The organism is Bacillus sp. REN10, assembly GCF_016820555.1.
In the GTDB taxonomy this organism is placed as follows: Bacteria; Bacillota; Bacilli; order Bacillales; family Domibacillaceae; genus Bacillus_CE.
The window spans coordinates 152,224-178,479 of the sequence record NZ_JADHDW010000001.1 but is presented as its reverse complement, the minus strand read 5'-3'; the positions used below and the strand labels follow the sequence as shown (position 1 = coordinate 178,479).

At 41.8% G+C, this 26,256-nt stretch carries 26 protein-coding genes, 1 pseudogene and 1 other annotated feature; of the genes and pseudogenes, 3 read left to right on the top strand and 24 right to left on the bottom strand.

The features are described 5' to 3' along the window. Positions 1 to 15: 15 nt before the first annotated feature. From IRB43_RS00885 to zapA, 9 genes are all read right to left on the bottom strand, one after another. Entirely contained in the window at positions 16 to 3,072 is a 3,057-nt protein-coding gene (locus tag IRB43_RS00885) for an efflux RND transporter permease subunit (protein ID WP_203361542.1), read from the bottom strand. Between the two features lie 95 nt (positions 3,073 to 3,167). Further along, positions 3,168 to 4,526: a sensor histidine kinase gene (locus IRB43_RS00880; RefSeq protein WP_203361541.1), complete on the bottom strand. Its 1,359-nt coding sequence runs from the start codon at positions 4,524 to 4,526 to the stop codon at positions 3,168 to 3,170. Continuing rightward, positions 4,523 to 5,197: a response regulator transcription factor gene (locus IRB43_RS00875; RefSeq protein WP_203361540.1), complete on the bottom strand. Its 675-nt coding sequence runs from the start codon at positions 5,195 to 5,197 to the stop codon at positions 4,523 to 4,525. Before IRB43_RS00875 ends, IRB43_RS00880 begins: the two co-directional genes overlap by 4 nt. 162 nt (positions 5,198 to 5,359) lie before the next feature. Further along, positions 5,360 to 6,556 (bottom strand): MFS transporter, encoded by a 1,197-nt coding sequence (locus IRB43_RS00870; RefSeq protein ID WP_203361539.1) that lies wholly within the window; start codon positions 6,554 to 6,556, stop codon positions 5,360 to 5,362. A 166-nt stretch (positions 6,557 to 6,722) separates the two neighbouring features. Continuing rightward, the gene (locus IRB43_RS00865; RefSeq protein WP_203361538.1) at positions 6,723 to 7,133 is read right to left on the bottom strand and encodes a DUF350 domain-containing protein; all 411 of its coding nucleotides are present in this window, start codon (positions 7,131 to 7,133) and stop codon (positions 6,723 to 6,725) included. Positions 7,134 to 7,158: 25 nt separating this feature from the next. Further along, complete coding sequence (locus tag IRB43_RS00860) at positions 7,159 to 9,513, bottom strand: endonuclease MutS2 (protein WP_203361537.1); 2,355 nt, start codon at positions 9,511 to 9,513, stop codon at positions 7,159 to 7,161. A gap of 19 nt (positions 9,514 to 9,532) precedes the next feature. Beyond that, positions 9,533 to 11,242 carry a DNA polymerase/3'-5' exonuclease PolX gene (gene polX / locus IRB43_RS00855; RefSeq protein WP_203361536.1) on the bottom strand — a complete coding sequence of 570 codons (1,710 nt, stop codon included), beginning with the start codon at positions 11,240 to 11,242 and terminating at the stop codon, positions 9,533 to 9,535. Positions 11,243 to 11,320: 78 nt separating this feature from the next. After that, positions 11,321 to 11,869 (bottom strand): CvpA family protein, encoded by a 549-nt coding sequence (locus IRB43_RS00850; protein ID WP_203361535.1) that lies wholly within the window; start codon positions 11,867 to 11,869, stop codon positions 11,321 to 11,323. Positions 11,870 to 11,874: 5 nt separating this feature from the next. Further along, positions 11,875 to 12,135, bottom strand: a complete 261-nt coding sequence (zapA, locus tag IRB43_RS00845) for a cell division protein ZapA (protein ID WP_203361534.1) — start codon at positions 12,133 to 12,135, stop codon at positions 11,875 to 11,877. Positions 12,136 to 12,226: 91 nt separating this feature from the next. On the opposite strand from zapA, the gene rnhC reads away from it, so the two are divergent. Then, positions 12,227 to 13,156, top strand: a complete 930-nt coding sequence (gene rnhC / locus IRB43_RS00840; protein WP_203361533.1) for a ribonuclease HIII — start codon at positions 12,227 to 12,229, stop codon at positions 13,154 to 13,156. A 98-nt stretch (positions 13,157 to 13,254) separates the two neighbouring features. Here the strand turns inward: rnhC and IRB43_RS18125 are convergent, their stop codons facing one another. The 5 genes and pseudogenes from IRB43_RS18125 to IRB43_RS00820 form a co-directional block, all read right to left on the bottom strand. After that, positions 13,255 to 14,073, bottom strand: coding sequence for a methyl-accepting chemotaxis protein (locus IRB43_RS18125; protein WP_481748102.1), 819 nt, complete (start codon positions 14,071 to 14,073; stop codon positions 13,255 to 13,257). A gap of 138 nt (positions 14,074 to 14,211) precedes the next feature. Then, positions 14,212 to 14,397 (bottom strand): annotated as a pseudogene (locus IRB43_RS18120) (HAMP domain-containing protein); the annotation flags it as partial. 768 nt (positions 14,398 to 15,165) lie between these two features. Beyond that, positions 15,166 to 17,580, bottom strand: coding sequence for a phenylalanine--tRNA ligase subunit beta (pheT, locus tag IRB43_RS00830; RefSeq protein WP_203361531.1), 2,415 nt, complete (start codon positions 17,578 to 17,580; stop codon positions 15,166 to 15,168). 18 nt (positions 17,581 to 17,598) lie between these two features. Next, complete coding sequence (pheS, locus tag IRB43_RS00825; RefSeq protein WP_203361530.1) at positions 17,599 to 18,633, bottom strand: phenylalanine--tRNA ligase subunit alpha; 1,035 nt, start codon at positions 18,631 to 18,633, stop codon at positions 17,599 to 17,601. A gap of 73 nt (positions 18,634 to 18,706) precedes the next feature. Continuing rightward, positions 18,707 to 18,935: a binding site (T-box leader), on the bottom strand. Positions 18,936 to 18,980: 45 nt separating this feature from the next. Continuing rightward, on the bottom strand, positions 18,981 to 19,748 hold the full coding sequence (locus tag IRB43_RS00820) for a TrmH family RNA methyltransferase (protein ID WP_203361529.1): 768 nt from the start codon (positions 19,746 to 19,748) through the stop codon (positions 18,981 to 18,983). 116 nt (positions 19,749 to 19,864) lie between these two features. Here IRB43_RS00820 and sspI point away from each other — a divergent pair, with 116 nt between their 5' ends. Beyond that, entirely contained in the window at positions 19,865 to 20,074 is a 210-nt protein-coding gene (sspI, locus tag IRB43_RS00815; protein WP_203361528.1) for a small acid-soluble spore protein SspI, read from the top strand. A 200-nt stretch (positions 20,075 to 20,274) separates the two neighbouring features. Then, entirely contained in the window at positions 20,275 to 21,021 is a 747-nt protein-coding gene (locus IRB43_RS00810; RefSeq protein ID WP_203361527.1) for an alpha-helical endospore appendage domain-containing protein, read from the top strand. A gap of 29 nt (positions 21,022 to 21,050) precedes the next feature. Here IRB43_RS00810 and IRB43_RS00805 read toward each other — a convergent pair whose 3' ends face one another. The 10 genes from IRB43_RS00805 to IRB43_RS00760 all read right to left on the bottom strand — a co-directional run bounded on the left by IRB43_RS00805 (position 21,051) and on the right by IRB43_RS00760 (position 26,209). Further along, positions 21,051 to 21,548, bottom strand: a complete 498-nt coding sequence (locus IRB43_RS00805) for a hypothetical protein (protein WP_203361526.1) — start codon at positions 21,546 to 21,548, stop codon at positions 21,051 to 21,053. Next, positions 21,542 to 21,937, bottom strand: a complete 396-nt coding sequence (locus IRB43_RS00800; protein WP_238941729.1) for an alpha-helical endospore appendage domain-containing protein — start codon at positions 21,935 to 21,937, stop codon at positions 21,542 to 21,544. The genes IRB43_RS00805 and IRB43_RS00800 overlap by 7 nt, the downstream gene beginning before the upstream one ends. A 28-nt stretch (positions 21,938 to 21,965) precedes the next feature. Beyond that, positions 21,966 to 22,106: a hypothetical protein gene (locus IRB43_RS00795; RefSeq protein WP_203361525.1), complete on the bottom strand. Its 141-nt coding sequence runs from the start codon at positions 22,104 to 22,106 to the stop codon at positions 21,966 to 21,968. 113 nt (positions 22,107 to 22,219) lie between these two features. Continuing rightward, positions 22,220 to 22,447, bottom strand: a complete 228-nt coding sequence (locus tag IRB43_RS00790; RefSeq protein WP_203361524.1) for a hypothetical protein — start codon at positions 22,445 to 22,447, stop codon at positions 22,220 to 22,222. Between the two features lie 51 nt (positions 22,448 to 22,498). Continuing rightward, entirely contained in the window at positions 22,499 to 22,813 is a 315-nt protein-coding gene (locus IRB43_RS00785) for a hypothetical protein (RefSeq protein ID WP_203361976.1), read from the bottom strand. A gap of 148 nt (positions 22,814 to 22,961) precedes the next feature. Continuing rightward, a complete protein-coding gene (locus IRB43_RS00780) occupies positions 22,962 to 23,480 on the bottom strand; it encodes a DUF1648 domain-containing protein (protein WP_203361523.1) in 519 nt (172 codons plus the stop codon). 12 nt (positions 23,481 to 23,492) lie between these two features. Beyond that, complete coding sequence (locus IRB43_RS00775; protein WP_203361522.1) at positions 23,493 to 23,930, bottom strand: GNAT family N-acetyltransferase; 438 nt, start codon at positions 23,928 to 23,930, stop codon at positions 23,493 to 23,495. Positions 23,931 to 24,286: 356 nt separating this feature from the next. After that, the gene (locus IRB43_RS00770; RefSeq protein WP_203361521.1) at positions 24,287 to 25,372 is read right to left on the bottom strand and encodes a M42 family metallopeptidase; all 1,086 of its coding nucleotides are present in this window, start codon (positions 25,370 to 25,372) and stop codon (positions 24,287 to 24,289) included. A 93-nt stretch (positions 25,373 to 25,465) separates the two neighbouring features. Next, positions 25,466 to 25,903: a dUTP diphosphatase gene (dut, locus tag IRB43_RS00765; RefSeq protein WP_203361520.1), complete on the bottom strand. Its 438-nt coding sequence runs from the start codon at positions 25,901 to 25,903 to the stop codon at positions 25,466 to 25,468. Between the two features lie 21 nt (positions 25,904 to 25,924). Continuing rightward, positions 25,925 to 26,209 carry a DUF1294 domain-containing protein gene (locus IRB43_RS00760; protein WP_203361519.1) on the bottom strand — a complete coding sequence of 95 codons (285 nt, stop codon included), beginning with the start codon at positions 26,207 to 26,209 and terminating at the stop codon, positions 25,925 to 25,927. Positions 26,210 to 26,256: the final 47 nt, after the last annotated feature.

Genomic DNA, 26,256 nt, shown 5'->3' with positions numbered 1-26,256 from the left:
AATATTTCAAGCTAATTAAGCTGTTTGCCTTTTATTACGGGCGACTTTTTTTCGGTCACGTTTGACCGTTTTATAAATAGAAGGAATCACAATCAGCGTTAATAAAGTAGACGTTGTTAATCCTCCAATCACGGTAATCGCTAATCCTTTTGAAATCAGCGCCGCTGATACCGATTCCGTATCGCTAGATAAAGCAAGCGGAATCAAGGCGCAAATCGTAGCTACAGCCGTCATAACAATCGGGCGAAGACGAACTTTTCCCGCTTCCACTAATGCCTCTGTGACATCCATTCCATTCTTTCTGTTCGTTTCCACACGATCAAGCAAGACGACCGCATTGGTCACTACTACCCCGATTAGCATTAACAATCCGATCATGGAACTGAGCGATAGCGGCTGGCCTGTTAATAACAGCAAACTAAACGAACCGATCGGCACAAAGAAAATCGAGGTTAAAATGACCATCGGCGTTACAATTCCTTGGAATGTGGCACATAATACAATGAACACTAATCCAATCGCCATCAGCATCGCTGTGATCATTTTGGAGAACTCTTGGTCAATTTCCTCATTCGCACCGCCCGTTTTGAGCGTGACCCCATCTTCAAATGAGAGTTTTTTCATTTCTTTTTCAATCTTTTGCGTTACTTCTAGCACATTTTGTCCTTTAACGGTTGCTGTTACTTTCGCCAGCGCTTGACCGTCTTCATGTTTAATTTCTACCGGTGTTTTCACTTCTTTGAGTTCAGCGATATCTTTTAACGCTTTTTCACCATTGAGCGTGGCTATTTTTACGTTAAGTAAATCCTCTTTGCTTGCTATTTTCCTATCATACTGCAACGTCAAGCTGTATCTTTCATCATTTAACTCATAATCCATTAATTGAACTGGAACGAGACGTTCTTGAATCACAGACATGATCTGAGTCGCATCAACGTTCGCTTTACGCCCTTCATCATTGATAGCTACTTCCCATTTTGTACGGGCGCCCGTCATTTCATTTCTTATGTTTTTCAGCTGGTCATTTTCTTTTAGGCGTTCTTCAACTAGATTAGAAGCTTTCTCTAACGCTTCGAAGTTATCGCCGTATAATTCTACATTGACTTCGTTACCTGCTGGCCCAGATCCCATCATGACAGAATAATCTTCCACTGTCACTTCAGCATCCGCCACTTTGCTTTCTAAATCTTTTTTAATTGGTTTAAGCAAAGCATCTGCTTTATACCCTTCTTTCAGCTTCACAATAAAAACAGCTTCGTTGTCGCTGCTTTGCATCGACATCGGGTCTAATGACTGACCGACTTGAACACTACTGTAATCCACTTCTTTTCGGCTATCCAAATAGTTCTCTACTTTTTCGGATGCTGCATTTGTTTCGTCTACTTCTGCTGCGGCTGGTAGTTTCATCCCAATTTTTAATGAAGTCCCACTCTCAGATGGCATTAATGAAAAGCCCATCATCGGCACAAGTGCAAAGGAGCCAACTAATACTATGATAGAGGCGATGATCACAAGCCATTTTCTTTTTAAAGCCCCACGCAGCGTTTTTTCGTATAAACGAATCGTTTTTCCTTCTTCTTCTTTCTTTGGCTTCATCTTTAAAAAGACACTTGAAAGCATCGGAATTAACATGATGGCTACAAAGAAAGAAGTAAGAATCGAGAACACAACCGCTAAAGAAAATGGACGGAATTGCTCTCCTGTAAAGCCTGACACGAACACAATTGGCAAAAAGACGATACAAGTCACAAGCGTCGAGGAGGCAATTGCCTTCATGACCTCTTGCGTCGCTTTACGGGCAATAACTTTTTTCGGAAGTTCTCTGCCTTTTTCCTTCAGCCAGCGGTCGATATTTTCAATCACAACGATACTATCATCAACAATTCGTCCGATTGCCACAGCTAAACCACCAAGAGTCATGACATTTAAGCTGTAGCCCATTTTTTCAAAAATAAAGATCGTCACGAAAATAGAAACGGGCAAGGAAATAATCGAAATAATTGTCGCTCGAAAACTTCTTAAAAATAAAGCAATGACAAGAACAGTAAATAAAGCGCCAAACAATCCTTCCTTGACCAGTTTTGAAATAGACGTCTCAATTTCATTTCCGAAATTCATAATCGGAAACACATCATACTTTTCTTGCTTTTGATAGTCCTTCACTAGTTTATCTACCGTATTGGTGATCTCTACCGTATTTCCATTCTTTTCTTTCGTGATCGTGAGAACAAAAGCAGGTTTACCGTTATAGCGAGATGAGGCTTCGCCTTTTTTGTTCATCTCAATTTCAGCGATTTTCCCCAGTTCTACTGGTGTGGCGGGTGCTCCAGGGATAGCTGGAGGAGTGAGCTTCGTCTTCTTTAATTCTTCAACGGTTTGAACTTGTCGGTTTAAGCTAACAGGAATGGTGCCACCGTCACTGTCTATCGCTCCAATGGATATATCCTTATTTTTCATTTCTAGTGCTTCTCTAATAGCTTGTAACGTGAAGCCGTTCTCTTGAGCACGCTTTTCATTCACTTGAATGAACCATTCATTTTTCGATTCCCCGGTCACATCAACACCGGCGATTCCTTCTGTCTTTTTCATTTCAGGAATCAATGTATCGTTCAAAAACATTTGCAGCTCATCTGGCTGATCGGCTGTTAAAGCAAATTGCATGACCGTATTCATCATGCTGTCTGTCGTCAAAATATGGTGTTCCGTATGTTCTGGGAGTGACAATTGACTGATCATCGTCTCAAGCTTAGCGGATGATTTATCAAGATCAGTTCCATAAGGATATTCAATTTGGAACGTAATCATTTGATTCGATGTCGTACTGATGATACTTTTTGCATCTGCGCTAGCGTTCAATTGCTCTTCAAAGGGCTTAGTCACCCGCTCTTCGTTTACTTCAGCGGATGTGCCATTTGGAGTAGTAATTTGAACGAACAAAGCCGGATACGTCACATCGGGCATAATTTCTTTCGGAATGGTACGAGCAGCAAATATTCCTCCTCCGAGAACCAATAAACATAGTAAAAAAACAGCAATTCCATTTTTCAGACTCCATTTCGTCAACTGCAACATTCTAGCTGAGCCTCCTCTTTATTTAGTGAATTCTCCCATAATGTAGCAAGCGAATATGAACTCAATATGAACAATTATTGGAATTTGATGAATTTTTATCTTTTTTGCTTCAGAGGCAATGTGACAATAAATCGGCTCCCAGCTCCAGCCTCACTCTCCACATGAACATCTCCTTGATGCATATCAACAATTCTCTTCACAATCGATAAACCAATGCCATTGCTTGTTTTTTCTGTCCTAGAAGAGTCTGCTCGATAAAAGCGATCAAAAATGTGACGCTGATCGTCCTTAGAAATACCAGGCCCTGTATCCTCTATACCCACCTTTACGCAATCACCTTTTGAACGAAGCCAAATGCGAATCGTTCCTCCTTGCTGATTGTACTTAATACTGTTTTGCAATAGATTCATCCACACTTGGTAAAGCAGATCACGATCCGCTTCAATCGTCGTTTTTGGCAATTTAATCTCAAGCTCCAATGACTTTTCTAGCCATTGAGGTTCTGTTTTCAAAATTAACCCGCGTATTTGTTCGTCGAGCGCATAGGAAATAGGCTGAAATGGATGCTGATCGGATTCTAAAGAGGCCAAGCTCAGCAAGTTGCTGCATAGCCTTGATAAACGCTCACTCTCCTGTTCAATTACTTCGCTAAACTCTACTCGCTCTATTTCTGATAATCCTTCTCTTTTTAATGCTTTCGAAAACCCGCGAATAGATGTAAGCGGGGTTTGAACTTCATGAGAAACATCCGAAATAAAATTACGGCGCATCTCTTCAAGACGACTTAAGTCCTTTGCCATCGCATCTATGCTTCTAGCAAGTGTTCCAATTTCATCTTTTCGCTTCGATTGTAGCTGAACATCAAATTGTCCTTTCGCTAATTTTTTTGTAGCATCCGTCATTTTGGTCAGTGGGTGAACGATGTAGCGAGAAACAATTAAAATCAACAATGCTCCAAGTATGATCGCTACAAACAGCCCAATGTTTAATATTTTATAAAAATCGGTGGTCAGTCCTTGATCATCAATATATACAAACACCGCATATGGCTCCCCATCCATTTGAAATGGAAGTCCGACCGTCATATAACCAAAAATATTTTTCTTGCTTTTATACATATCTCCCTCTTGAACAGATTGTACAATTTCATCGGAAATCTTTGTAACTCCATCTACTTGACCTCCAAGCACTTGTACATCTCCTGTTCCATCGTATAGCTGAACACGCAAATAAAGCGAATCAAGCAATCCGCTATATGTACTCTTTAACAACTCCTTATCAGGAATGGATTGATAAAGCTGTATAAAGCTTTGCGCCTGCTCTAACAGCATGTCTTCTTGCTCCTTGCTATATTTGTCATCCATTAAATAGTTTATTGTGACAACCCCAGCCACAAGACTCATAATAAAAGTCACTATATAAATGAGCGTGATTCTAGTATAGAGTGTTTTCATGACATCACTTCTAGACGGTATCCGAGGCCTCGAACCGTCATAATTTTAAAATAGTCTTCCATTTGCCGCGTCCGTTCACGAATCCGCTTAATATGAACGTCAACAGTGCGTTCATCTCCTTCATAATCCATTCCCCATATTTGTTCGATCAGCTGAGCCCGAGTGAAAATTTTGCCAGGATAGCTAGCTAAACGAAATAATAGCTCAAATTCCTTTTGTGGGAGCACAATTGATTGTTCATTCATAGAAAGTGTCAATGCTAATTTATCAAGCAATACATCACCAATCTGCAAGTGATGCGACCAGCTAATTCGGTATCTTCTTAACAGCGCTTTCACCCGCATAACAAGCTCAACGGGATCAAATGGCTTCACAATATAATCATCCGCGCCATTTTGAAAGCCATTTAGCTTATCGATTCGTTCTCCTTTAGCCGTTACCATTAAAATTGGCAGTTGAGAAAATAGGCGCACTTCTTTACAAACTGCCATTCCATCCATTTTCGGCAACATAATATCTAATACTAGTAATTCCGGTTGACATTGATAGAGCTGATCAAGCGCTTCGGTCCCGTCATAAGCTTGAATAATTTCAAAGCCTTCCGGTTCTAAATAGATCTTTAACAGCCGTTGAATATTAGGATCATCTTCAGCGATTAAAATTTTTACCATAACCTTACTCCTCCTGCTTTTTATTCCATCATATCGCAATAATATGAACCATATATGAACAAATTGATAAAATAAAAAAAGCCATCTCATGATAAGATAGCTCTTCCGATTGCTACTTTCACCTTTGTTCCTCCTTTAATTAATAGGGAATGACGAACCCCTCTACTCGCTTTCCATCCGCCTTCTTTGCTTTTTTATTCGTATGACAAGCGAACTAGCGGCCACGATCATTAACAGACTCGATGTATAAATGGCATTAGGGACGGTCATAACATCCGTTAAAGCTCCCCCAAGCAACGGTCCGATGATCATCGCAAAAGCAAACAGCATATTAAAAAAGGCATAAGCCGTTCCGTATTCCTCTCCATCTCCTCCATTGTCATCCACGACTTCTCCTAAAGCCGCCAGAGTGGGAGAAAGAGCAAAGCCAGCCGCTCCACCAAGCGCGATACCGGCAAATACAAGAATCCAAACCGATGTACTGATGACAAGAAACGGCAAGGATAGTGCCATCCAAAATAAACCGATCATCATGATTGGATAAGGATTGTATTTACTAGAGATGGCGCCTGAAATTGGCGAACTTATACCATAAGCAATCGTCATCACACCGAAAAACAAACCGATGGCTTGTGCACCCATTCCTAATTGATTGGCAGCGTATACCGGCAGCACAGGCTCAAGCATCGTGATGATCCCCTCGCCAATCAAAATCACAGCGGTAATCCATCTAATCTCCCGTACTTTTAATAAAGAAAGGATTCCGCTTTGTGATGGAGAAGATGCCCGTTTTGGTTCTTTCAGAAAAAATAGCGTCACTAACAAAATGAATATATTGCACACGATCGTCACGATGAATGGCAATTGGTAGCCGCCCACCTGAAATAACCAACCGCCAACTGGCGCACCGAGCAACGTGCCCGCAGACACAGCCGATAAGGCGAAGCCCATGATCGGTCCTCGGCTTTTCCCCGGAAATAAATCAGCCAGTAAGGCAAAGCCAGCCGTCCATGAAGCCCCGGCTGCTATCCCTTGTATAAAACGGGCAACAATTAACATCCACATCTGGTCTGCCACAATAAATAATAATGTGGCAATAATAAGTGCAAAAATCCCTAAAAGCATCGGGATTTTCCGGCCGATCTGATCCGATAATCGCCCTAAAAAAGGAGTCGCGATTAACAACCCCACAGCATACGTGCTAAATAACGCACCCATCATCGTCGCACTCGGCTGATACGTTTCATCAATGTAAGGAGTAATCGGCACAAGCAAACTATACATGATCATATCAGTAAACAGCACAGCGATCACAACGAAAAGCCCCGTCTTTTGCAGGCTTGTCCATTCTTTTTTCATGAGAACCTCTCCTATTAATTGAGCTATTCATGAAAAAAACTTCCCATACTAAGGAAGTTTTTTCATTTCACTAAGCAAGAAAAAGTAAATAAATGACACCGATGGCAAAAAAGCCGCCGCCCACTATAAGTAACACTTTCGCTAAAGTTTCCATCTTTCCTCTCCCTTATCCTAATAGCGCTGCACCAATGACATAAGATAGACCGATGGAGATGACCATAGAGATAAACCCAACTGCCCGATTGTCTTTTTCAATCTCTTCATCAATTTTAAAGTGAGGGGTTAAAAACTCAAAGATAAAGTAGCCGATCAGCAGAAGAATGAAACCGCATATTCCCCACCCGACCATCGCAAGCAAAGAATCATTATGCAAAATCGAGTGGCGAAACACGTTGGTAATCCCAAAGATTTTCCCCCCTGTTGCCATCGCAACAGCCATATTTCCTTTTTTGATTTCTTCCCAATTACGATACTTTGTCACAAGTTCAAACACAGCTAAAAATAAAATTACGCAGACAATAACGACACTAATATATCCGGCAAGCTGAACGAAATGATTTTCCCAAAATTGGTTCATCCTCGCAACGTCCCTCCATTATGCATTACTTGAGCTCAACAACGGTGACGCCGCTGCCTCCTTCTCCCGCTTCACCGAAACGGCTTCCCTTAACGGACCGATGATTTTTCAAGAATTCTTGTACACCTTTTCTTAAAGCACCAGTTCCCTTGCCATGAATAATGGATACGCGAGAATAACCGGCAAGTAAAGCATCATCAATATATTTCTCTACCTTCAATAAAGCATCTTCATAACGTTCCCCTCGAAGGTCCAATTCAAGACTAACATGGAAGTCCTTCCCGCGAAGAGTTGCGATCGGTTTCGGCTCGGCTTTTTTCTCGGACTTGATCCACTCCAAATCCGATTCTTCTACCTTCATTTTCATAATGCCCATTTGGACATGCCATTCCTTATCTCCGCTTTTTTCAATGAGGTGACCTTTTTGACCAAAGCTTAACACCTTGACTTCATCCCCAGGTTTAAAGATGCGCTGTGCAGAAGTTGCTTTTTTCTTTTTTGGCTTCGCTGTTTCTGGAATGGCTTCCTCTAGCCGGCGCTTCGCTTCAATTAATTCATGCTCTTTAATATTTGCCCGCTGCTCTAGCTGCATTTTGCGTAAATCTTTCATGACCGCTTCGGCTTCGGCTTTCGCTTGCTCAACGATTGCCGCGGCTTTTTCACGTGCCTTTTCCGCCAGCGCTTCTTCATGCGCATAGAAATCTTGCATTTGCTTTTGCATATCTTGATGGAGCTTTTCTGCCATCTTTAAATAATCTCGTGCTTCCTTCTCTTCTTCCTCCGCCTTCTTCCGGCTTTGTTCAAGCGAAGCAATCATTTGATCGACTTCATTCGTATCTGCGCCAATTAAGCTGCGGGCTTGATCAATGATATCGTGATTGAGCCCCAGACGTTTCGAAATTTCAAAGGCGTTGCTTCGACCTGGCACACCAATTAATAATCGATACGTCGGACTTAATGTTTCCACATTAAACTCGACACTCGCATTGATAACCCCTTCACGGTTATAGCCATACGCCTTTAACTCCGGATAGTGAGTCGTCGCAATCACTCGGGACCCGCGGCGATGCACTTCATCTAAAATCGAAATCGCCAAAGCCGCTCCTTCTTGCGGGTCTGTTCCTGCTCCTAACTCATCAAACAGCACTAAGCTTTCATGATTCACTTCTTGTAAAATGTCGACAATGTTCACCATATGAGAAGAGAATGTACTTAAGCTTTGTTCAATCGATTGCTCATCGCCAATATCAGCAAATACCGACTGAAAAACAGCTGTTTCCGAGCCATCAAGAGCCGGAATAGGCAGCCCAGCTTGCGCCATTAACGTCGTCAATCCGACCGTTTTTAACGTGACCGTTTTTCCCCCTGTATTCGGTCCGGTGATGACAATCGTGTTGAAGTCTTTTCCAAGCTCGATATCGCTCGGGACTGCTTCAGCAATCGGCAAGAGCGGATGTCTCGCTTTATGGAGACGAATGTAGCCATTTGGGTTCACATTCGGCTTCGATCCTTTAATCGTCTTGCCATATTTCGCTTTTGTAAACATAAAGTCTAACTCACCGAGCAGACCGGTTAAATGATATAGCTCTGATCCATGCAGCTCCACTTCCGCTGTTAACTCGGTAAAAATCCGTTCAATTTCTAATGCTTCTTTTAATTTTAACTCGCGCACTTGATTGTTCATTTCGACAACAGATTCCGGCTCAATAAATAGTGTTTGTCCGGAAGACGATTGATCGTGAACAATCCCGCCATAATGGCCGCGGTATTCCTGTTTCACCGGAAGAACATAACGATCGTTTCGAATCGTAATAATCGCATCGGACAGCATCGTTTGCGCGTTTTTTCCTCGAATTAAACTTTCCAGCTTGCTGCGAATGCGGCCTTCATTGGCTCTCAGCTGCTGGCGAATATGTCTTAACGCATCACTTGCTGAATCTAACACTCCTCCATGTTCATCCACTGTATGCTTAATTCGATGTTCGAGCGGCGTCAATACGGGAATCATTTCTGCCTTTTCTGCAAGAATCGGCAAGTGCTCCCCTTCTTCCATCAGTCCATTAATGAAATGTTTCATCATGCGCCCAGCATAAATGGTGCTGGCAATTTGAACAAACTCCATTCCATTGAGCATTCCACCAATTTGGGAACGCTTCACATGAGGGCGGATGTTGTAAATGCCGCCAAGAGGGGCATGCCCTTTCATCCGTAACACTTGAGACGCTTCATCAGTCTCTTCCTGCAGCCGAACCACTTCTTCATAAGAAAGAGCCGGCATTAACGTTTCTGCTTGTTCTCTTCCTAATGAAGAGGCGGCATGTTTCGCCAATTGCTCCTTAATTTTGTCAAACTCAAGGGTCGCTAATACTTTTTTATTCACGGAAAAAATTTCCTCCCAATCATCTATTTAAAAAAGCTAAAAATGCTGCTTTGCTGTAGGTGTTTATGACCGTTTCCGGACGAAGCCAGCCTTTGCGTGCAGCTTTCACACCGATCGTCATAAAATCAAGATGTTCAATCGCATGAGCGTCCGTATTGATCATCACTTTCACTCCCGCCTCCTGCGCCTGTCGAAGATGCTCAGCGCATAAATCAAGCCGATGCGGATTCGCATTTAATTCAAGCGCAGTATTCGTTTCCTTCGCTAGTTGAATCAACATCTCCATATTGACATCATAACCATCTCGGCGGCCGATAATTCTGCCTGTCGGGTGAGCGATTAAATCGACATGTGGATTGCTTAACGCCGTTTTTAAACGATCCATAATGATGTTTTGTGCTTGAGAAAAACTCGAATGGATCGATGCGATGACAAAATCAAGTTCGCTCAACAGCTTATCATCATAATCTAATGTCCCATCTGGTAAAATGTCCATTTCAATACCTGATAAGATTTCAATATCATCATATTTGGCATTTAATCGACGAATTTCTTCATTTTGCTTTAATAGTCGTTCAATGGATAATCCATTTGCTACCTTTAAATAGCGAGAGTGATCGGTAATCGCCATATATTCGTACCCTCTCGCTCGGCACGCCTCGACCATTTCTTCAATCGAATTCGCTCCATCTGACCATGTCGTATGCATATGAAGATCGCCTTTGATCTGCTTTTCATCCAACAGACTTCCTTCTGCTGTAAACCGCTCCACTTCCGTCCCATCTTCCCGAATTTCCGGGGGAATCCACGGCAAGCCAAAATGATGGTAGAAGTCCTCTTCTGACTGAAACGTTTTGATTTCACCCGTTTCATTATGTTCTACCCCGTACTCACTTATTTTCTCCCCGCGCTCTTTCGCTAACTGGCGCATGCGGACATTATGGTCTTTCGAACCGGTGAAATGGTGAAGAGTAGAAGCAAATTCCGCTTCCTTCACAAGGCGGAAATCGACAGATACATCCCATTCTCCTTCAAGAATGACTGAAACCTTTGTCTCTCCGGCTGCAATGATTTCTTTAATTGTTGGCAGCTCTAATAATTGCTCCTTCACGGTCACCGCTTCTTTTGTCGCAATGATGAAATCCAAGTCCTTGATCGTTTCCCGCAAACGGCGCAAGCTTCCGGCTCGGGAAAATTTTAATACTTCCTTCATCGAAGCCAACTCTGCTTCAATCGACTCAGCAACAGGTAACATGTAGGAAATAGGCAATCGTTCCGGCCGTTGTCCAACTTTAGCAATCGCAGCTAAAATCTTTTCCTCTGTTTTTGCCCCAAATCCAGCAAGGTCTCTGACACGATTTGTTTCACATGCTTCCTTTAATTCATCAACATTCGTAATGCTAAGTTCTTTATATAATTTGGCAATTTTTTTGCCGCCAAGCCCTGGAAGCTGCAACAGCGGAATCAATCCAGCTGGCACCTCTTCTTGCAGTTCTGCTAACACCGTCGATTGACCTGTTTCGCGGTATTCTTCAATCACAGCCGCCGTTCCTTTTCCAATCCCCGCAAGCTTCGTCACGTCATCAATTTCCGGCAAACTTCTTTCATCATTTTCTAGCGCTGCCGCCGCCTTGCGAAACGCCGATATTTTAAACGGGTTGTCCCCCTTTAACTCCATATATATCGCAATTTTCTCTAATAAACGAATGATATCTTTTTTATTGATCATAATAGCTCACCATGCTTTCCAAATGACTATCTTCCTTATATACTAGCAGAAAAACTAGGTAAAATAAAAACTTCTCTATTAAAAAGAGAAGTTGTTGTTCACATAACTCATAGGATTAAACGTTCTTAATGCTTCGGATAAATAAGGGGTATCGTAAAGCATATAATTAGCAATCGTAGACTCTGCCACCATCACCTGGATATTCGTCCCTGCAAAAAAAGCGCCTATGTACAGCAGAACAAATAAAACGAGGTAAATTTCGGCAAAACCGAGAAGTCCTCCGCCAATTTTGTTGATTTCTTTTATAATCGGAATGCTCGCCAGCACATTGAGGAAAGAAGCTAAAATCGACATGGCGGTTTTCACAACGAAAAACAACAGGATAAAAGCAATCGTTCCATAATAAAAGGCTTCAAAATGATCAGGGATGTATTGAAAGATCGGTGTATTCTCGATTGGAGGCATCGGAATCCAGTGAAGCATCGGCGCCACTCGTTCCCGCATGGAAATCGCTGCAATGACAGCAATAATCGAGCCAACTATATGAAACACTTGCAAGATAAAGCCTCGTTTTAACCCTATGGCAATGCCTGCTAATAAAAACATAAATAAAATGATGTCGATCATCGAGATCAATCCTTTAACTTTTTTAATTCTTCCTTTAATTGTTCCACTTCTTCTTGAAGCTTCAAATATTCATGAACTGTGTTAACAGCAGTTAATACAGCAATTTTATTTAAATCTAGCATTGGATTCTTTATGCTAATCTCACGCATTTTTTCGTCCACCATATTGGCCACGTCACGAATATGGCTTTTCGATTCTGTCCCAACAATAGTATAATGATGTCCATGTATTTCTACTGTAACCCGAGCTTTTTCTCTATCTTGCAATTTGAATGGCCTCCATTCTAAAGAATCCTACCTGTTATCATACCATGAGTATTATTGTGTGAAAAGTCGAAAGCATAAAGGAGAGTTCTCATTGAGTCATACTGTATTAACGGTCACGAACCGCACGCTTGAAGAAATGAAGAAATATTATGAGGTCCATGCCACAGGTAAACTGCCAACAGGCGCTGTATTTGCTGCAAAGACCGCCAATTGTTCCATCACGGGCTATCGTTCTGGGAAAGTGTTGTTCCAAGGAAAAGGAGCTGGGACAGAAACTGCTCGCTGGAGCGGAGAAACGGCTGCGGCTCCGGCGAAAAAGAAAAACACTGTCGCAAATGCGCTGCCAGCTAATTTTCACTCCCTGTCCGTAATTGGAAGTGATGAAGTTGGAACTGGGGATTATTTTGGCCCCATTACGGTCGTTGCGGCTTTTGTGAAAAAGGAACAAATCGCCGCGCTCCAAGCGATTGGTGTCCAAGATTCCAAAAATTTAACCGATGCGCAAATTATCAATCTAGCGAAACGAATTGTCCAAGTCATTCCTTACAGCTTGCTCATTTTACACAATGAAAAGTATAACGAATGGCAAATGCAAGGAATGTCACAAGGAAAAATAAAAGCACTCCTTCACAATCAAGCGCTGATCAAACTGCACGAAAAAATCTTACCTGATCGTCCCGAAGCCGTACTAATCGACCAATTTGCTGAAAAAACAACGTATTATCGCTATTTAAACGGGCAAAAACGAATTTTCCAAGAAAACGTCTATTTCAGTACAAAAGGCGAAAGCGTTCATATTGCCGTAGCGGCCGCTTCGATCATCGCCCGCTACGCCTTTGTCAAAGAAATGGACAAATTAAGCAAACAAGCGGGGTTCACCATCCCGAAAGGAGCAGGAAGCCAAGTGGATGTTGCCGCTGCCCGTCTGATTCAAGAAAAAGGCGAAGGGGCTCTTCTGCATTTTACGAAACGGCATTTTGCTAATACAGAAAAAGCAAAACGACTTATCAATAGAAGATAATATGATAGCGATTGACAAGAACCCCCTCTTCGATTACGAAAGGATTTTTAAAACATCCAGACCGAAAAGCATCCCTACCAAAATAGGGATGCTCAAATTTATACTTTGAATCGCCGTACGAGCGTCGTTAACTTCTCTGCAAGACCTGCTAATGAATCAGCGTTGCTGGAAATTTCCTGCATGGAAATGGTCGATTGTTCAGAAGAAGCAGCTGTCTCTTCTACTCCTGCCGCTGCTTCTTCTGAAACAGAAGCAATACTGGCGATTGCGCCTTCCATTTCTTCTGTTTCTTGTACAATTTCAGACAAATCGTTTGTGACCGTTTGAATTTTATGTACAACATCTTCAATAGAAGACGTAATGATATCGAAAGCTTCACCTGTTTGTTTGATTTGAATCGTTCCTTGGTCTACTAGCTCAAAGCTTTCCTCAAGAGAGCGAACGACCGAGGCCGTTTCACTTTGAATCGTTGTCACGATATTGGTAATTTCTGCAACAGAACTTCCTACTTGTTCAGACAATTTTCGAACTTCCCCTGCCACGACTGCAAAACCTTTGCCATGCTCACCAGCTCTAGCTGCCTCGATCGCTGCATTTAAAGCTAACATATTCGTTTGCTCAGAAATAGATGAGATCACTTGTACTAGCTGAGTAATTCCTTTTGTATGTTCATACAGGCTTTGTACTTTTGTTACAGCCTCTTTTACATTCTCATCAATAACATTCATTTTCGTCATGGAGTCCATCATCGATTGATTCCCTTGTTTTGATAATACTAAAACATCCTCCGATACTTCCGATACTTTTATACTATTCCCATTAGCATCTTGAATATTGCTCATAAGCTTATTCATAGAATCCGCCAATTCTGACGTTGTATGAGCTTGTGATTCCGCTGCTTTAGCTAACTCTTCCATCGTAGTGGCTATTTGCAGACTTCCTTCCCCTACCTCTTGTGATGATTGTGTCAATTCCTCACTTTGACTAGCCACTATATCTGATACTTCTTGGATTTCTAACGTCATCGTCCGAATTTGTTTGTTCATTGTATTTACTGCGCGAACTAATTCACCGATTTCATCTTTCGTAGTTACTTTTAAGTCTTCCTGTGTCAAATCGCCATTCGAAATAGCTTTCATTCTCGTCACGACACGGGTAATTGGTTTTGTTAAAGAGTTAGCAATATAAATGGCAATAACTATCCCAAGAATGACCACGACAGCTACAATAGTTTTGACCATAAAGGCAATCTTATTTCCCGACTGGATCACTCTTTCTCCTTGCTCTTTAATTTCCCCCTCTCTTTTCTCAGCCATTTGATTAAATTCTTTCATGATTTCTCTGCCAAGCGGAATGACTTTATTGTTTAAATTTTTCAGCGCTGCTTCTTTGTTCCCTTGATCATAAAGGGCAAAAACCTCTTCGTTGAGCAAATTTCGCCATTGCACGCTTTTTTCTACTAATTCTTTCGCTGATGCTGAGTGGTTCATTGAAAGCAACTCTTCTTGAAGCTGTTTACTATCTTCTGTATAGCGATCAAATTCATCCCGAAAGCTTTGATCACCGAAAATAATATAACCGCGAGCACTTGAAACTCGTTGGGAGATATTGAATCGTAATTTTTCATCTAACATTAACAGAGGGAGATCTTTTTTTATTATTTCTTGAGAGTCCTTGTTAATAGCGGATAAAGATATTGCATTAAAAACCCCCATAACAAGTGTCAATCCAATAATAACGAAAAATGCACTTAAAACCTTTGCCTTCAAACTTCTCACTGTTTCTTCCACCTTTCACACCACATCTACTTGCTAGTTCTCAACCATGATTAGTCACATATTGTATCGGATAACCTATAAGTTTATTAAGAATTTCCAGGCGAATTTTTTGACAAATAGAGATAAGACAACTTTCATATTTTTGAAATTTTTCCATACGAAAAGAAGATACCCTAATTAGAGTATCTTCTAAAATATATAATGCTGCTTCCATATGAGAGAACGACTAAATTAGCTTCGTAGTTCAGCGCCAGCTTTTTCTTTTAGCGCTTCGAGGACACCGTTGTGTACTTTCACTACTTCTTCATCTGTCAGTGTTTTCGCTGGATCGGCGTATGTTAAAGTGAAGGCAACGGATTTCTTACCTGGTTCCATATGCTCCCCTTCGTATAGGTCAAATACATGAACGCCTTTCAACAGTTCGCCACCAGCTTCTTGAATGACGGCTTGCAAGGCCCCTGCTTCTACTTGGCGTTCGACAACTAGCGCGATGTCGCGAGTAATGGAAGGGAAACGAGGAATTGGCTCGTAAGCAACCGCGTCTTTTTCCGCTTCGAATAGCGTGCTTAATCGCAATTCGAATACATATGTTTCTTTCAAATCGAGATCTTTCGCTTGCTGAGGATGCACTTGACCGACAAATCCGATCAATTGACCATCGAGTTCAATCGCTGCTGTACGTCCTGGGTGCATCCCTTCTACTTCTGCTTTTTTGTAAGCGATGCGTTGTTCTAGACCAAGTCGAGCAAATAAACCTTCTAGTACGCCTTTCGCTACGAAGAAATCAACAGCTTTCTTTTCTCCTTGCCAAGCATTTTCTTCCCATAGTCCAGTAATCGCACCAGCTACATGTTCCTCTTCAAAAGGTAACTCGCCCTCTGCTTCTTTTAAGAAAACAGAACCTACTTCATAAAGAGCTAATGAATCAATTTGGCGAGCGTTGTTATAAGCAATAACTTCAAGTAACTGCGGAACAAGACTTAAGCGTAAAAACGCACGCTCTTCGCTCATCGGCATCGCTAAAGCGACAGGCTCACGAGTTTCTAATGCGTATTGTGTTGATTTTTTCTCACTTGTTAAAGAATAAGTGATCGCTTGATTTAAGCCTGCCCCTTCTAAATAACGGCGAACAACGCGACGTTTTAATTGATAATCGGTTAATCGGCCTGGCTTCGATTCCACTGTTGGAAGTGTCGTTGGCAAGTGATCATACCCATACATACGTGCCACTTCTTCCACTAAATCTTCAGGGATCGTGATATCGCCGCGACGAGTAGGAACAGTCACAATGAATTCATTGTTATCCGTTTGCACATCAAATTGCAAACGACGGAAAATATCTTCCACCTCAGCTACTTGTAACTCGGTACCAAGGACACGATTCAGTTTTTCTAGCGTAAGAGAAACGACTTTCGGCTCTGCCGCCATTTCTCCAGCTACGACGCGGCCAGAAAGCACTTCTCCGCCAGCTAGCTCCACCATTAATTGAGCGGCACGGTCAGCCGCTGCTTGCACACGATTCGGGTCGACACCTTTTTCAAAACGAGCACTCGCTTCTGAACGTAAGCCATGATCTTTGGACGCTTGGCGCACACGTTGACCATCAAAATACGCAGATTCGATGAGAACCGTCGTTGTATCTGCTTGCACTTCAGAGTTGGCTCCACCCATTACACCAGCAATCGCGACTGGCTCTTGGCCGTTTGTGATCACTAAATGCTCAGCTGATAAGGTACGTTCGGCATCATCCAATGTAACGATTTTTTCGCCTTCATTCGCGCGGCGCACAACGATTTCTTTTGAGCCTAGACGATCATAATCAAAGGCGTGAAGCGGTTGACCATATTCTAATAAAATATAGTTCGTGATATCCACGACATTGTTATGAGGACGAATGCCCGCTGCCATGAGTCGAGTTTGCAGCCAAAGTGGGGATGGAGCGATCTTGACATTTTTGACAACACGAGCAATATAAAGAGGGTTATCTTCCTTCGCCTCGATACGAATGTCGATATGTTCCTCTGCTTTTTCATTTACTTCGTTTACTTCCAATGCAGGAAGTTTGACATTTGTGCCGAGAATGGCTGCCACTTCATAAGCCACACCTAACATGCTTAAGCAATCAGAACGGTTCGGTGTTAAGCCGAGCTCTAGCACTTCATCATCTAAGTTTAATTGTTGAAGCGCATCTTCACCTGGTGTCACATCATTCGGGAAGACGAAAATACCTTCTGCAAATTCTTTTGCCACTAATTTGCTTTCGATGCCAAGCTCTTGCAGCGAGCAAATCATCCCATGTGATGCTTCGCCGCGCAGCTTTGCTTTTTTAATTTTGAAATCACCAGGAAGAACAGCGCCTACTTTTGCGACAACGACCTTTTGACCTTTATCAACGTTTGGCGCTCCGCAAATAATTTGAACCGGCTCTTCCTCACCGACATCAACTAAACATTTATTTAATTTATCCGCATTCGGATGCTGTTCACGCTCTAGCACATGACCAACAACGACATTTTTAATACCTTCCCCTAAATGCTCAACACTTTCTACTTCAATTCCGCTGCGGGTAATTTTTTCTGCTAATTCTTTTGCCGGCATTCCGTCAAGATTGACGTACTCGCTCAGCCATTTATATGAAACGAACATTTTTCATTTCCCTCCTAATTATTCATGTACCGAAAATTGTTTTAAGAAGCGCAGATCATCTGTGTAGAAAAGACGAATATCATCAATGCCATATTTCAGCATAGCAATTCGTTCCGCTCCCATACCGAACGCAAAGCCTGTATATTTCTTCGAGTCATAACCAGCCATTTCAAGCACATTCGGATGCACCATTCCTGCTCCTAACACTTCAATCCAACCCGTCTGCTTACAAATGTTACAGCCTTTGCCGCCGCACATACAGCTAACGTCGACTTCAACCGATGGTTCCGTGAATGGGAAGAAGCTTGGACGTAAACGAATTTCACGATCTTCACCGAACATTTTTTTCGCAAACGCTTGAAGAGTACCTTTTAAGTCGCCCATGCTAATGTTTTCATCAACGACAAGACCTTCAATTTGCATAAATTGATGGGAGTGTGTCGCATCATCATTGTCACGACGGAACACTTTTCCTGGACAAATAATTTTAATTGGGCCTTTTTCTGTATTTTTTTCCATTGTGCGCGCTTGAACCGGAGAAGTATGCGTACGAAGCAAAATATCTTCTGTAATATAGAAAGAATCCTGCATATCACGTGCCGGATGACCTTTCGGCAAGTTGAGCGCTTCAAAGTTGTAGTAATCCTTTTCCACTTCTGGACCTTCTGCTACAGAATAGCCCATACCGATAAATAAATCTTCAATTTCTTCTACAACTCGTGTGAGCGGATGATGATTGCCTGTTTTCACTGGTCGACCTGGCAAGGTAATATCCACTGTTTCTTTTGCTAATTGCTCTTGAATCGCTTGTTGCTCTAATGTCGTTTGCTTTGCTTCGATCGCTGAAGCAATCGCTCCACGCACTTCATTCGCAAGCGCCCCCATTTTCGGACGTTCTTCCGCTGATAATTTCCCCATGCCTTTCAGTACTTCTGTCACAGGCCCTTTTTTTCCTAAATAAGCGACCCGAATGTCATTCAGCTGTTTTAAATCAGCGGCTGTTTCAATTTGGGCTAATGCTTCTGTTTGTAATTGCTGTAATTGCTGTTCCACAGTGTAATTCCTCCTTTTTTCATTGGCAAAAAGCAGTTTAGTATCGTAAACACAAAAAAGCCCCGTCTCCCAAAAAAGGGACGAGGCTTTGGTCGCGGTACCACCCTTATTAACATGCTCAAACACACGTTCACTTCATTGCTGTAACGGTTCTTCACCGGGGCATCTTTACGCCTAGGGCGGTCCTGATGCCGGCTCAAGAGGTGAACTTCGCTTACCGTTTCATAAAAGTGCTTTCAGTCTGCGGCACTTTCTCCCTGAAAAAAACAGCGTAAACTACTCTTCTCTATCATTGCCTTTTGCCTTATACAATTTGTTCTTATTATAGTATATATTCACTCAAAAGTTCAAACGTTTTTCAATGAATGTTTGAAATGATACAGCAAGATGCCAGCCGCAACCGCCACATTTAACGATTCGCTGCCACCATAAATCGGAATAAACACATTGCTCGTCGTCTCCGCTAACAGCGATTCATTGACACCACTGCCTTCGTTCCCCACGAGAAGAGCAAAAGAATCTTGTACTTCCGCTTCCCGATAATCCGCTGCTTGTTGCAATGATGTACCGAATACCGGAATTTGTTCCTGTTTTAATTGTTGAATCGCTTGATCAAGCGGCATTTGAATGAGCGGCAAATGAAAATGACTGCCTTGCGCTGAACGAAGCACTTTCGGATTATAAAGATCGGCACAGCCTGTTCCTAAAATCACGCCATCTAAACCTGCTGCATCCGCTGTGCGAATCATTGTTCCGATATTTCCTGGATCTTGCACAGCATCGATTAATAAATACGTCCGGCCTGATAAAGAATCCGGCAATGGGCGTTTGCGGCAAACCGCAAACACGCCTTGATTTGTCTCTGTATCGGCCAGCTCTTTTGTAATATCCGCTGTGACAATCGTCATTTCAACACCATCCACATTCCAATGTGTCGGTAATGATAAATCTTCTGAAGCGATTAATTCCACAATCTCTTCTTTATGCTTCAATGCCTCTTCTACTAAATGAAGACCTTCAAGTAAATAAAGTCCTGTTTTCTCTCGCTCTTTCTTCGTTAACAGCTTTTTCCACTGTTTCACTTGAGGGTTTTTCGTTGATTGAATAAACTTCACTTTTTCCGCTCCTTCAATACATAGGGATTTCGTTTCATTATAGCTTATTTTTTTCGCATATTAAATGGAAGGAAAGGAGAAAGTAATAATGACTACAGCAAGGAGGGGCAATGGCGATGAATTTTAATTTAAGGCAAGCGGTGTTAAACAACATTACTGGCAGTTCACAGCAACAACTAGAGCAAACAATTGTCGATGCGATCCAGCGAAATGAAGAAAAAATGCTTCCGGGACTTGGGGTATTGTTTGAAGTATTTTGGCAGCACGCTGATGAGCAAGAGAAACAGCATATGCTGCAAACACTAGAAGATGGATTAAAACAGTGAAAAACCAAATCTCTGAAATGTTATAAGAAAGAGGCTGAGCCAAAGTATAAACTTTTGACTCGGCCTCTTTTGTTTCAATCTATGAGTTTAACGCCCTTTTATTCAAATCTACTCTATTTTAGATATTTGTCCATTTCTGTTATGTATTCAAGTGAATATAGTACTCATGTAAGATAAAAAAATTTGAAAGGATGAAAAATATGACAGCACCTCAATTACCGGACAACACGTCCATTAGCCGTAATGACGCTATCAATTTATTGTTAGCATCTGTTGCTTTAGAAGAAATTGCTCTTGCGCATGTTGTCAATGCCGAAGCAGAAAAGATTCAAAAAGTGGTGGGTACTCTCGGATCTACTCTCACTCCTGCTCCTAATCTGCAAGATTTGTTAAGAGTGAACAGAAGCGTAGAGAAAGTGTTAAAGAAGGTTATTGCCAAAGAATTAATTTTATTATTTAAGTTGGAAGAAATTTTAGAAATTCCTGAGGAACCAGAAGAACCTGGACCACCACCACCATTCGGTTGCGAAACTTGTTCCATTTTCTATAACCGTGGCGGTCTTACAGCTGTAAAAACTGAAACAGGTCAAGATCCTATTACAGGATTGGCATCACCTTTAAGAATTCGTTTCTGTGGCCCTTGTGCCAACCCTAGATTTAATGAAGTTGTATTACAATTTGTCGTTCCTGGAGGTTCAGGAGATTTTAGATTTGAAGGATTTGTCACTGATTTCTCAGACTGTAGTGCTGCTGACGATGAAGCCACTCTAGAAGGAGAAGGAACGATCGGAAATACAAACTATGACTTCGTAGCCACTATTTCTAATAATGGTCAAAATGTGGAATTTGTGTTCACAAACCAAACTGACCCTGCTGATACCTTCACTGTAAACATTACTATTCCTGCAAACAAAGCAATCGATATTAAAGACTGTACAGAAGAATAAATAAGTTCTTTATCAAGGAACCTGCGCGACTACAGCGCAGGTTTCTCCTTCTCGACAAAAGGACAATAAATCGAAAGCCAAGTAGTTGCCGGGTCATTGTCAAAGCGATGCGAATAAGAAAATAACTCTCTCCGTTTTTTATACCATTGTTGATTTTCTTGTACTAGCTCATACAGTTCCATTCGTTCTTCCAGTGTGAGTGATAAAGAATTGACAATCGGATACAGTTTCGATATCGTCTCATTTAACGTATAGCACTGCTCTGAAGAAGGAATGAAACAAGTCTTATCCGATTGCTCAATATATGCTCGCATATGTTTATGTTTTTTAAATGACAGCTTTTGCAGTTGAGCGATTTCTGTACAAATCGAAGTCGTCAAATCTTTTATTACATCATTTTCGATCTTTGCAGATTGTTCCGCTTCAGCCAGTAAAACTAATGCTGATGCAAAAGTAGCTAGCGATTCATCAGCTGCCGCTATCGAATGAGAAAGCGCGTGCTCATGATGCTTGTTACAAGTTAACATGGGTGATGCCCTTTGCCTTTACATGTCGTACAATGGCATTTGCTGTGATGACTTGGAATTAACTCCATGACACTCTCTAACTTCTTCAGCAGTAGCCATTCTTTCATGACGACGGTTTCAATCAGACTTTGAACAGATTTATTAAACTTAATGATCTCATGATTATTAGGTTTCGTCGGAAAATCTAAACACTCGCCAACAAACGCTTGGATTTTTTCCGCTTCTGCATTAAGGATATGTGATAGAGCAATTTCTTCTAGGGCAATCGATTCTAATAAATCGATAATGACTTCATTTTTATCGGGACGATGAGGTTCTTTCGGGATGGACGGCATACTCATAATGACTTTCACTCCTTTTTCGGATTCTCTAATTAATGTATTAATCATCCGAAAAATAAGTTCCTAACAAACCTCTTTACTTATCTTCTATTTCATCATAAGCAATTAACACAATATTTTCGCTCATTTCTTGCCGCAGTTCTTTCTCTAACGACTGAATTCTTTTTACTTGATGTTCATTTAATGAAGCAACGGGATAATTAGCATTATTTTTCATAGCAAATCACTCCTTTTGTCACTTAGTCTCGCCGTTTTTACTGGCGTTATGCATATGTAATTATTCCATAGCCAACTGGCTACTAGATATCCATCTAGTAGCCAAGTTTGTTGTTACCAGCCGCCATACCCCTGCCCTGGATACTGCGAGTATGGCTGATACGGATAATGATGGTGATGATGCGGATGATGATGATGATGCGGGTAGTACGGATATTGCGGATAATATGGCGGTCTAGGTCTAGGGTACGGGTAAGGATAATACGGCTGTTGGTAGTAAGGCTGTTGTCTTTCATCCATCGTATCTAAAAAGTCTTGTTCACCAAAATGTTGATCCCACATAATTATTCTCTCTCCTTTAAAGGTAATTAATATTGTTTCTCCTCTTTTGACTTAATAAAAGCCTCCGTATGGATATCCATATCCATAACCATATCCATATCCTGGGTAACCATAATAAGGAGGATATAACGAACTAGCTAACAACCCTCCGGCAAATCCGCCTAAGAAAGGTGCTCCCCAGAATGGACCTCCCCAAAATGGACGGCCAAAGCCAAACCCAAACGGTCTGCCAAACCCAAACGGTCTGCCAAATCCGAATCCGAATGGTCTACCAAAACCGAATCCAAATGGTCTGCCGAATCCAAAAGGACGACCAATAATTCTTTCATCTGCAGCTCTTGCCTCTTGTTCTACTCCGGGTAACATTGATATGCCCTCATTCATTGCAAACATTCTCCCTTTCCGTTTTAATTGATCTCCTTGCCTTTCCATTAACATGCTATGCAGTTTATACAAAGAGGGCGATTGTCTTCTGTAAAAATAGGTAATTGCCTAATAAAAAAACGACCCTCCGTTACAGAGAATCGCTTGTTTGTTTTAACTTGAACGCTCGATACATAAAAAACCCCATCGTACTGAACATCACACCTAAAAAGATAGGAAGCTCCCATATGCCAAGACCAAATTGATGCCCATGCGCGACTTGTACGCTTTGATAACTGCCTAATACCATGAAAATAATGATTTCCGTCTTCATCACATTGAGCATCATTCGCGAGTTACGGTATTGAGACTCCACATTTTCTTCTGTTAAACCGCTATAGTTATGTAGATGTGGCACTCGTTCTAACAAAGTGAGTCCTATCCATAAAAGAAAAGCCATAATGGGCAAGAACCAAATCATTCCTTTGCCTCCCCAACCGTCAGCCTCCCCTGTAACCCCAAAATGAATGGGTACTTGATTCGGCAGCTCTCCCCATTGAATAAGCAGGTAAATGACATTAAGTATAAGCAATAGTAAAGACAATACGGTAGAGATCTTCTCCAAAATTGTTGACGGGATCTTTAATACTGGTTGATTTTTTAACGTCATATGTCCCCTCCTTTACGACAAAGTATGCTTAAACACAAAGCTCACTTTGTCATAGTTCATTTTGTCTTTATAAAAACGGTGAGCATCTACTCGTTGCAATCCTGAAGATAAGGCAACACTTTCATAATGATGAGCGGCTGCCCATTCATGAACGTATATAAGCAAAGTCTCTCCATAGCCTTTCGAACGCTGATCTGCAGCTGTCACTAAATCACACACCCAAACGAAACGCCCATAGTACAACGTCGTCATCGGCTGAAAACCAATGACTGCGACTATTTCTTCATCATGAAATAAAGCACACAGTTTGTATTGCTCTTTTTCCTGTGCTTCTAGTACCAAATCAAGATACATCTGTTCATCTAAATGCGTCCGCAGCTGTTTCATTACGGGATAGGCACTCCTTATGCCCTCTTCCGTCATCAATTCTTTAATGGTTGAATTCCCCATTGCCATCCCTCTCTTTCCGTTTTCATCCATCTTTTTAAGGATATCAAAAAAGTGAGTAAATTTTAAATATTTTCACAGAATCTAAATATATGTATTTGTAAATTTAGCAAATATCATCAGGCTAACCTTGATATACGTTCATAAAAAAAGCGTGACAAGCAAATGAATTTGCTTGTCACGCTAAATGGCATCTTTCGCTTTTCTTTTTTGTCCAGCTACAGATGCCAACGTCTAGTGGACTTCCTCGATCCTCCTTACGATAAGTCAACATCGATTCACTGACGTTCATCGTGTTTCCTTTATCTCGTACGGATCGCTACAGTCCATACGCCGTTAAACGGCATCTTTCGCTTTTCTTAGTCAAATGTAATTTTGTTCACAGTATCGCGGTCTAGACGGAGGATGACTTCCCCAAGTAGTTTGACGGCGTTTTCGTAGTCGTCGCGGTGAAGCATTGCGGCATGCGAGTGGATGTAGCGTGTCGCAATCGTTACGGATAAGCTAGGGACGCCACCTGATGTGACATGAATGGCACCTGAGTCTGTGCCTCCGCCAGCCATGGCATCGAATTGATATGGAATGTTCAACTCATCAGCCACATCGGTTACAAAGTCACGCAGCCCTTTATGAGACACCATGGATGCATCATACAGAATAATTTGCGGACCTTTGCCCATTTTGCTCATTGCTTCTTTTTCAGAGATACCTGGCGTATCACCAGCAATACCAACATCTACTCCAAAAGCGATATCTGGTTTAATCGTTTGAGCGGCTGTTTTCGCCCCGCGGAGCCCGACCTCTTCTTGCACTGTACCTACGCCGTACACGACATTTTGATGTTGCTTGTCTTTCACATATTTCATGACGTCAATCGCAATCGCACAGCCAATGCGGTTATCCCATGCTTTCGCTAACAGCATTTTTTCATTGTTCATCACCGTGAATTCGAAATAAGGTACGACCATGTCGCCTGGACGAATGCCCCACTCCATCGCTTCTTCTTTACTAGAAGCACCGATATCAATGAACATATCTTTAATCTCTACCGGTTTTTTACGAGCTTCTGGCGATAAAATATGCGGAGGCTTTGATCCGATGATCCCCGTAACATCACCTTTTCTCGTTACAATTGTCACACGTTGAGCAAGCATCACTTGCCCCCACCAGCCACCGACTGTTTGAAAACGAAGGAAGCCTTTATCATCGATTTGAGTAATCATGAAACCAACTTCGTCTAAGTGACCAGCTACCATGATTTTCGGTCCATTTTCGTCGCCTGCTTTTTTCGCAATTAAGCTTCCTAAGTTGTCGGTTGTGACTTCATCTGAAAGCGGCTCAATATATTTTTTCATGACAGCGCGCACTTCGCGTTCATTCCCAGGAATTCCTTTCGCATCTGTCAGTTCTTTCAGCATCGTTAATGTTTCATCCATTTTTGGCATGGAAAAGCCTCCTTTACGAAAAATATGTATCCGTTTTCAGTATACGCAATTTTACTCAAATATTCAAAATTTCCGTATACTCGCAAGACTGTTTTATTTTACACCTGAGGACCCAAAGCCTCCTGCTCCTCTCTCCGACTGAGAGAGCTCTTCCACTTGAGTGATCGTTACTGTCGCCACAGGTGCAATCACCATTTGGGCAATTCTCATTTGCTTCTCTACTTGAAAGTCTGCCTTTCCATGGTTGATGAGGATGACTTTAATTTCTCCTCTATATCCTTCATCGATCGTACCTGGGCTATTTAATACCGTCACCGCATGCTTTAACGCTAAGCCACTTCTCGGTCTCACTTGCGCTTCCGTTCCTTTTGGCAACTCCATGCTAATTCCTGTGCTAATTAATTCCGCCTCTCCCGGCTTGATTATTTTTTCTTCCGCAGAAAATAAATCTAATCCAGCATCTCCTGGATTCGCTTGAAATGGTAAAAGAGCCTCATTATGTAGTCGTTTTATCTTTAAGTTATAGTTCATTGTGGTAACTCTCCTTATCCTTTATGAAAAATAGGCAAGTAATCCGAGGTCGATCACCGCTAATACCGGCATGCCATATTTAAAGGAAGCATGCTTTGTTTTATGACGATTTGTCTGCATCGCTACCCAGCTGCCAACCGCTCCCCCAGTAAATGCTAACAGCCATAGTGTGAACCCACTCGTCCGCCAAGCTCCGCGTTTCGCCTTCCTCTTATCATTGGCCATCACCGCATAACTAATCACATTGATGAGAACAAAATAAATGAACAAATTGGATAACCTCCCAGCATTTATTGTATCAAACATTTCGCTTTTCAGAAATTGCTGTGTTTTTGCTCATTGGACAGGCTTAA

Coding starts and splice junctions, on each gene's coding strand:
- IRB43_RS00885 (WP_203361542.1), bottom strand. CDS start 3,072: ATGTTGCAGTTGACGAAATGGAGTCTGAAAAATGGAATTGCTGTTTTT.
- IRB43_RS00880 (WP_203361541.1), bottom strand. CDS start 4,526: ATGAAAACACTCTATACTAGAATCACGCTCATTTATATAGTGACTTTT.
- IRB43_RS00875 (WP_203361540.1), bottom strand. CDS start 5,197: ATGGTAAAAATTTTAATCGCTGAAGATGATCCTAATATTCAACGGCTG.
- IRB43_RS00870 (WP_203361539.1), bottom strand. CDS start 6,556: ATGAAAAAAGAATGGACAAGCCTGCAAAAGACGGGGCTTTTCGTTGTG.
- IRB43_RS00865 (WP_203361538.1), bottom strand. CDS start 7,133: ATGAACCAATTTTGGGAAAATCATTTCGTTCAGCTTGCCGGATATATT.
- polX (WP_203361536.1), bottom strand. CDS start 11,242: ATGATCAATAAAAAAGATATCATTCGTTTATTAGAGAAAATTGCGATA.
- IRB43_RS00850 (WP_203361535.1), bottom strand. CDS start 11,869: ATGATCGACATCATTTTATTTATGTTTTTATTAGCAGGCATTGCCATA.
- IRB43_RS18125 (WP_481748102.1), bottom strand. CDS start 14,073: ATGGAAGAGTTAGCTAAAGCAGCGGAATCACAAGCTCATACAACGTCA.
- pheT (WP_203361531.1), bottom strand. CDS start 17,580: ATGTTCGTTTCATATAAATGGCTGAGCGAGTACGTCAATCTTGACGGA.
- sspI (WP_203361528.1), top strand. CDS start 19,865: ATGAATTTTAATTTAAGGCAAGCGGTGTTAAACAACATTACTGGCAGT.
- IRB43_RS00810 (WP_203361527.1), top strand. CDS start 20,275: ATGACAGCACCTCAATTACCGGACAACACGTCCATTAGCCGTAATGAC.
- IRB43_RS00805 (WP_203361526.1), bottom strand. CDS start 21,548: ATGTTAACTTGTAACAAGCATCATGAGCACGCGCTTTCTCATTCGATA.
- IRB43_RS00800 (WP_238941729.1), bottom strand. CDS start 21,937: ATGATTAATACATTAATTAGAGAATCCGAAAAAGGAGTGAAAGTCATT.
- IRB43_RS00795 (WP_203361525.1), bottom strand. CDS start 22,106: ATGAAAAATAATGCTAATTATCCCGTTGCTTCATTAAATGAACATCAA.
- IRB43_RS00790 (WP_203361524.1), bottom strand. CDS start 22,447: ATGTGGGATCAACATTTTGGTGAACAAGACTTTTTAGATACGATGGAT.
- IRB43_RS00785 (WP_203361976.1), bottom strand. CDS start 22,813: ATGTTACCCGGAGTAGAACAAGAGGCAAGAGCTGCAGATGAAAGAATT.
- IRB43_RS00780 (WP_203361523.1), bottom strand. CDS start 23,480: ATGACGTTAAAAAATCAACCAGTATTAAAGATCCCGTCAACAATTTTG.
- IRB43_RS00775 (WP_203361522.1), bottom strand. CDS start 23,930: ATGGGGAATTCAACCATTAAAGAATTGATGACGGAAGAGGGCATAAGG.
- IRB43_RS00770 (WP_203361521.1), bottom strand. CDS start 25,372: ATGCCAAAAATGGATGAAACATTAACGATGCTGAAAGAACTGACAGAT.
- dut (WP_203361520.1), bottom strand. CDS start 25,903: ATGAACTATAACTTAAAGATAAAACGACTACATAATGAGGCTCTTTTA.
- IRB43_RS00760 (WP_203361519.1), bottom strand. CDS start 26,209: ATGTTTGATACAATAAATGCTGGGAGGTTATCCAATTTGTTCATTTAT.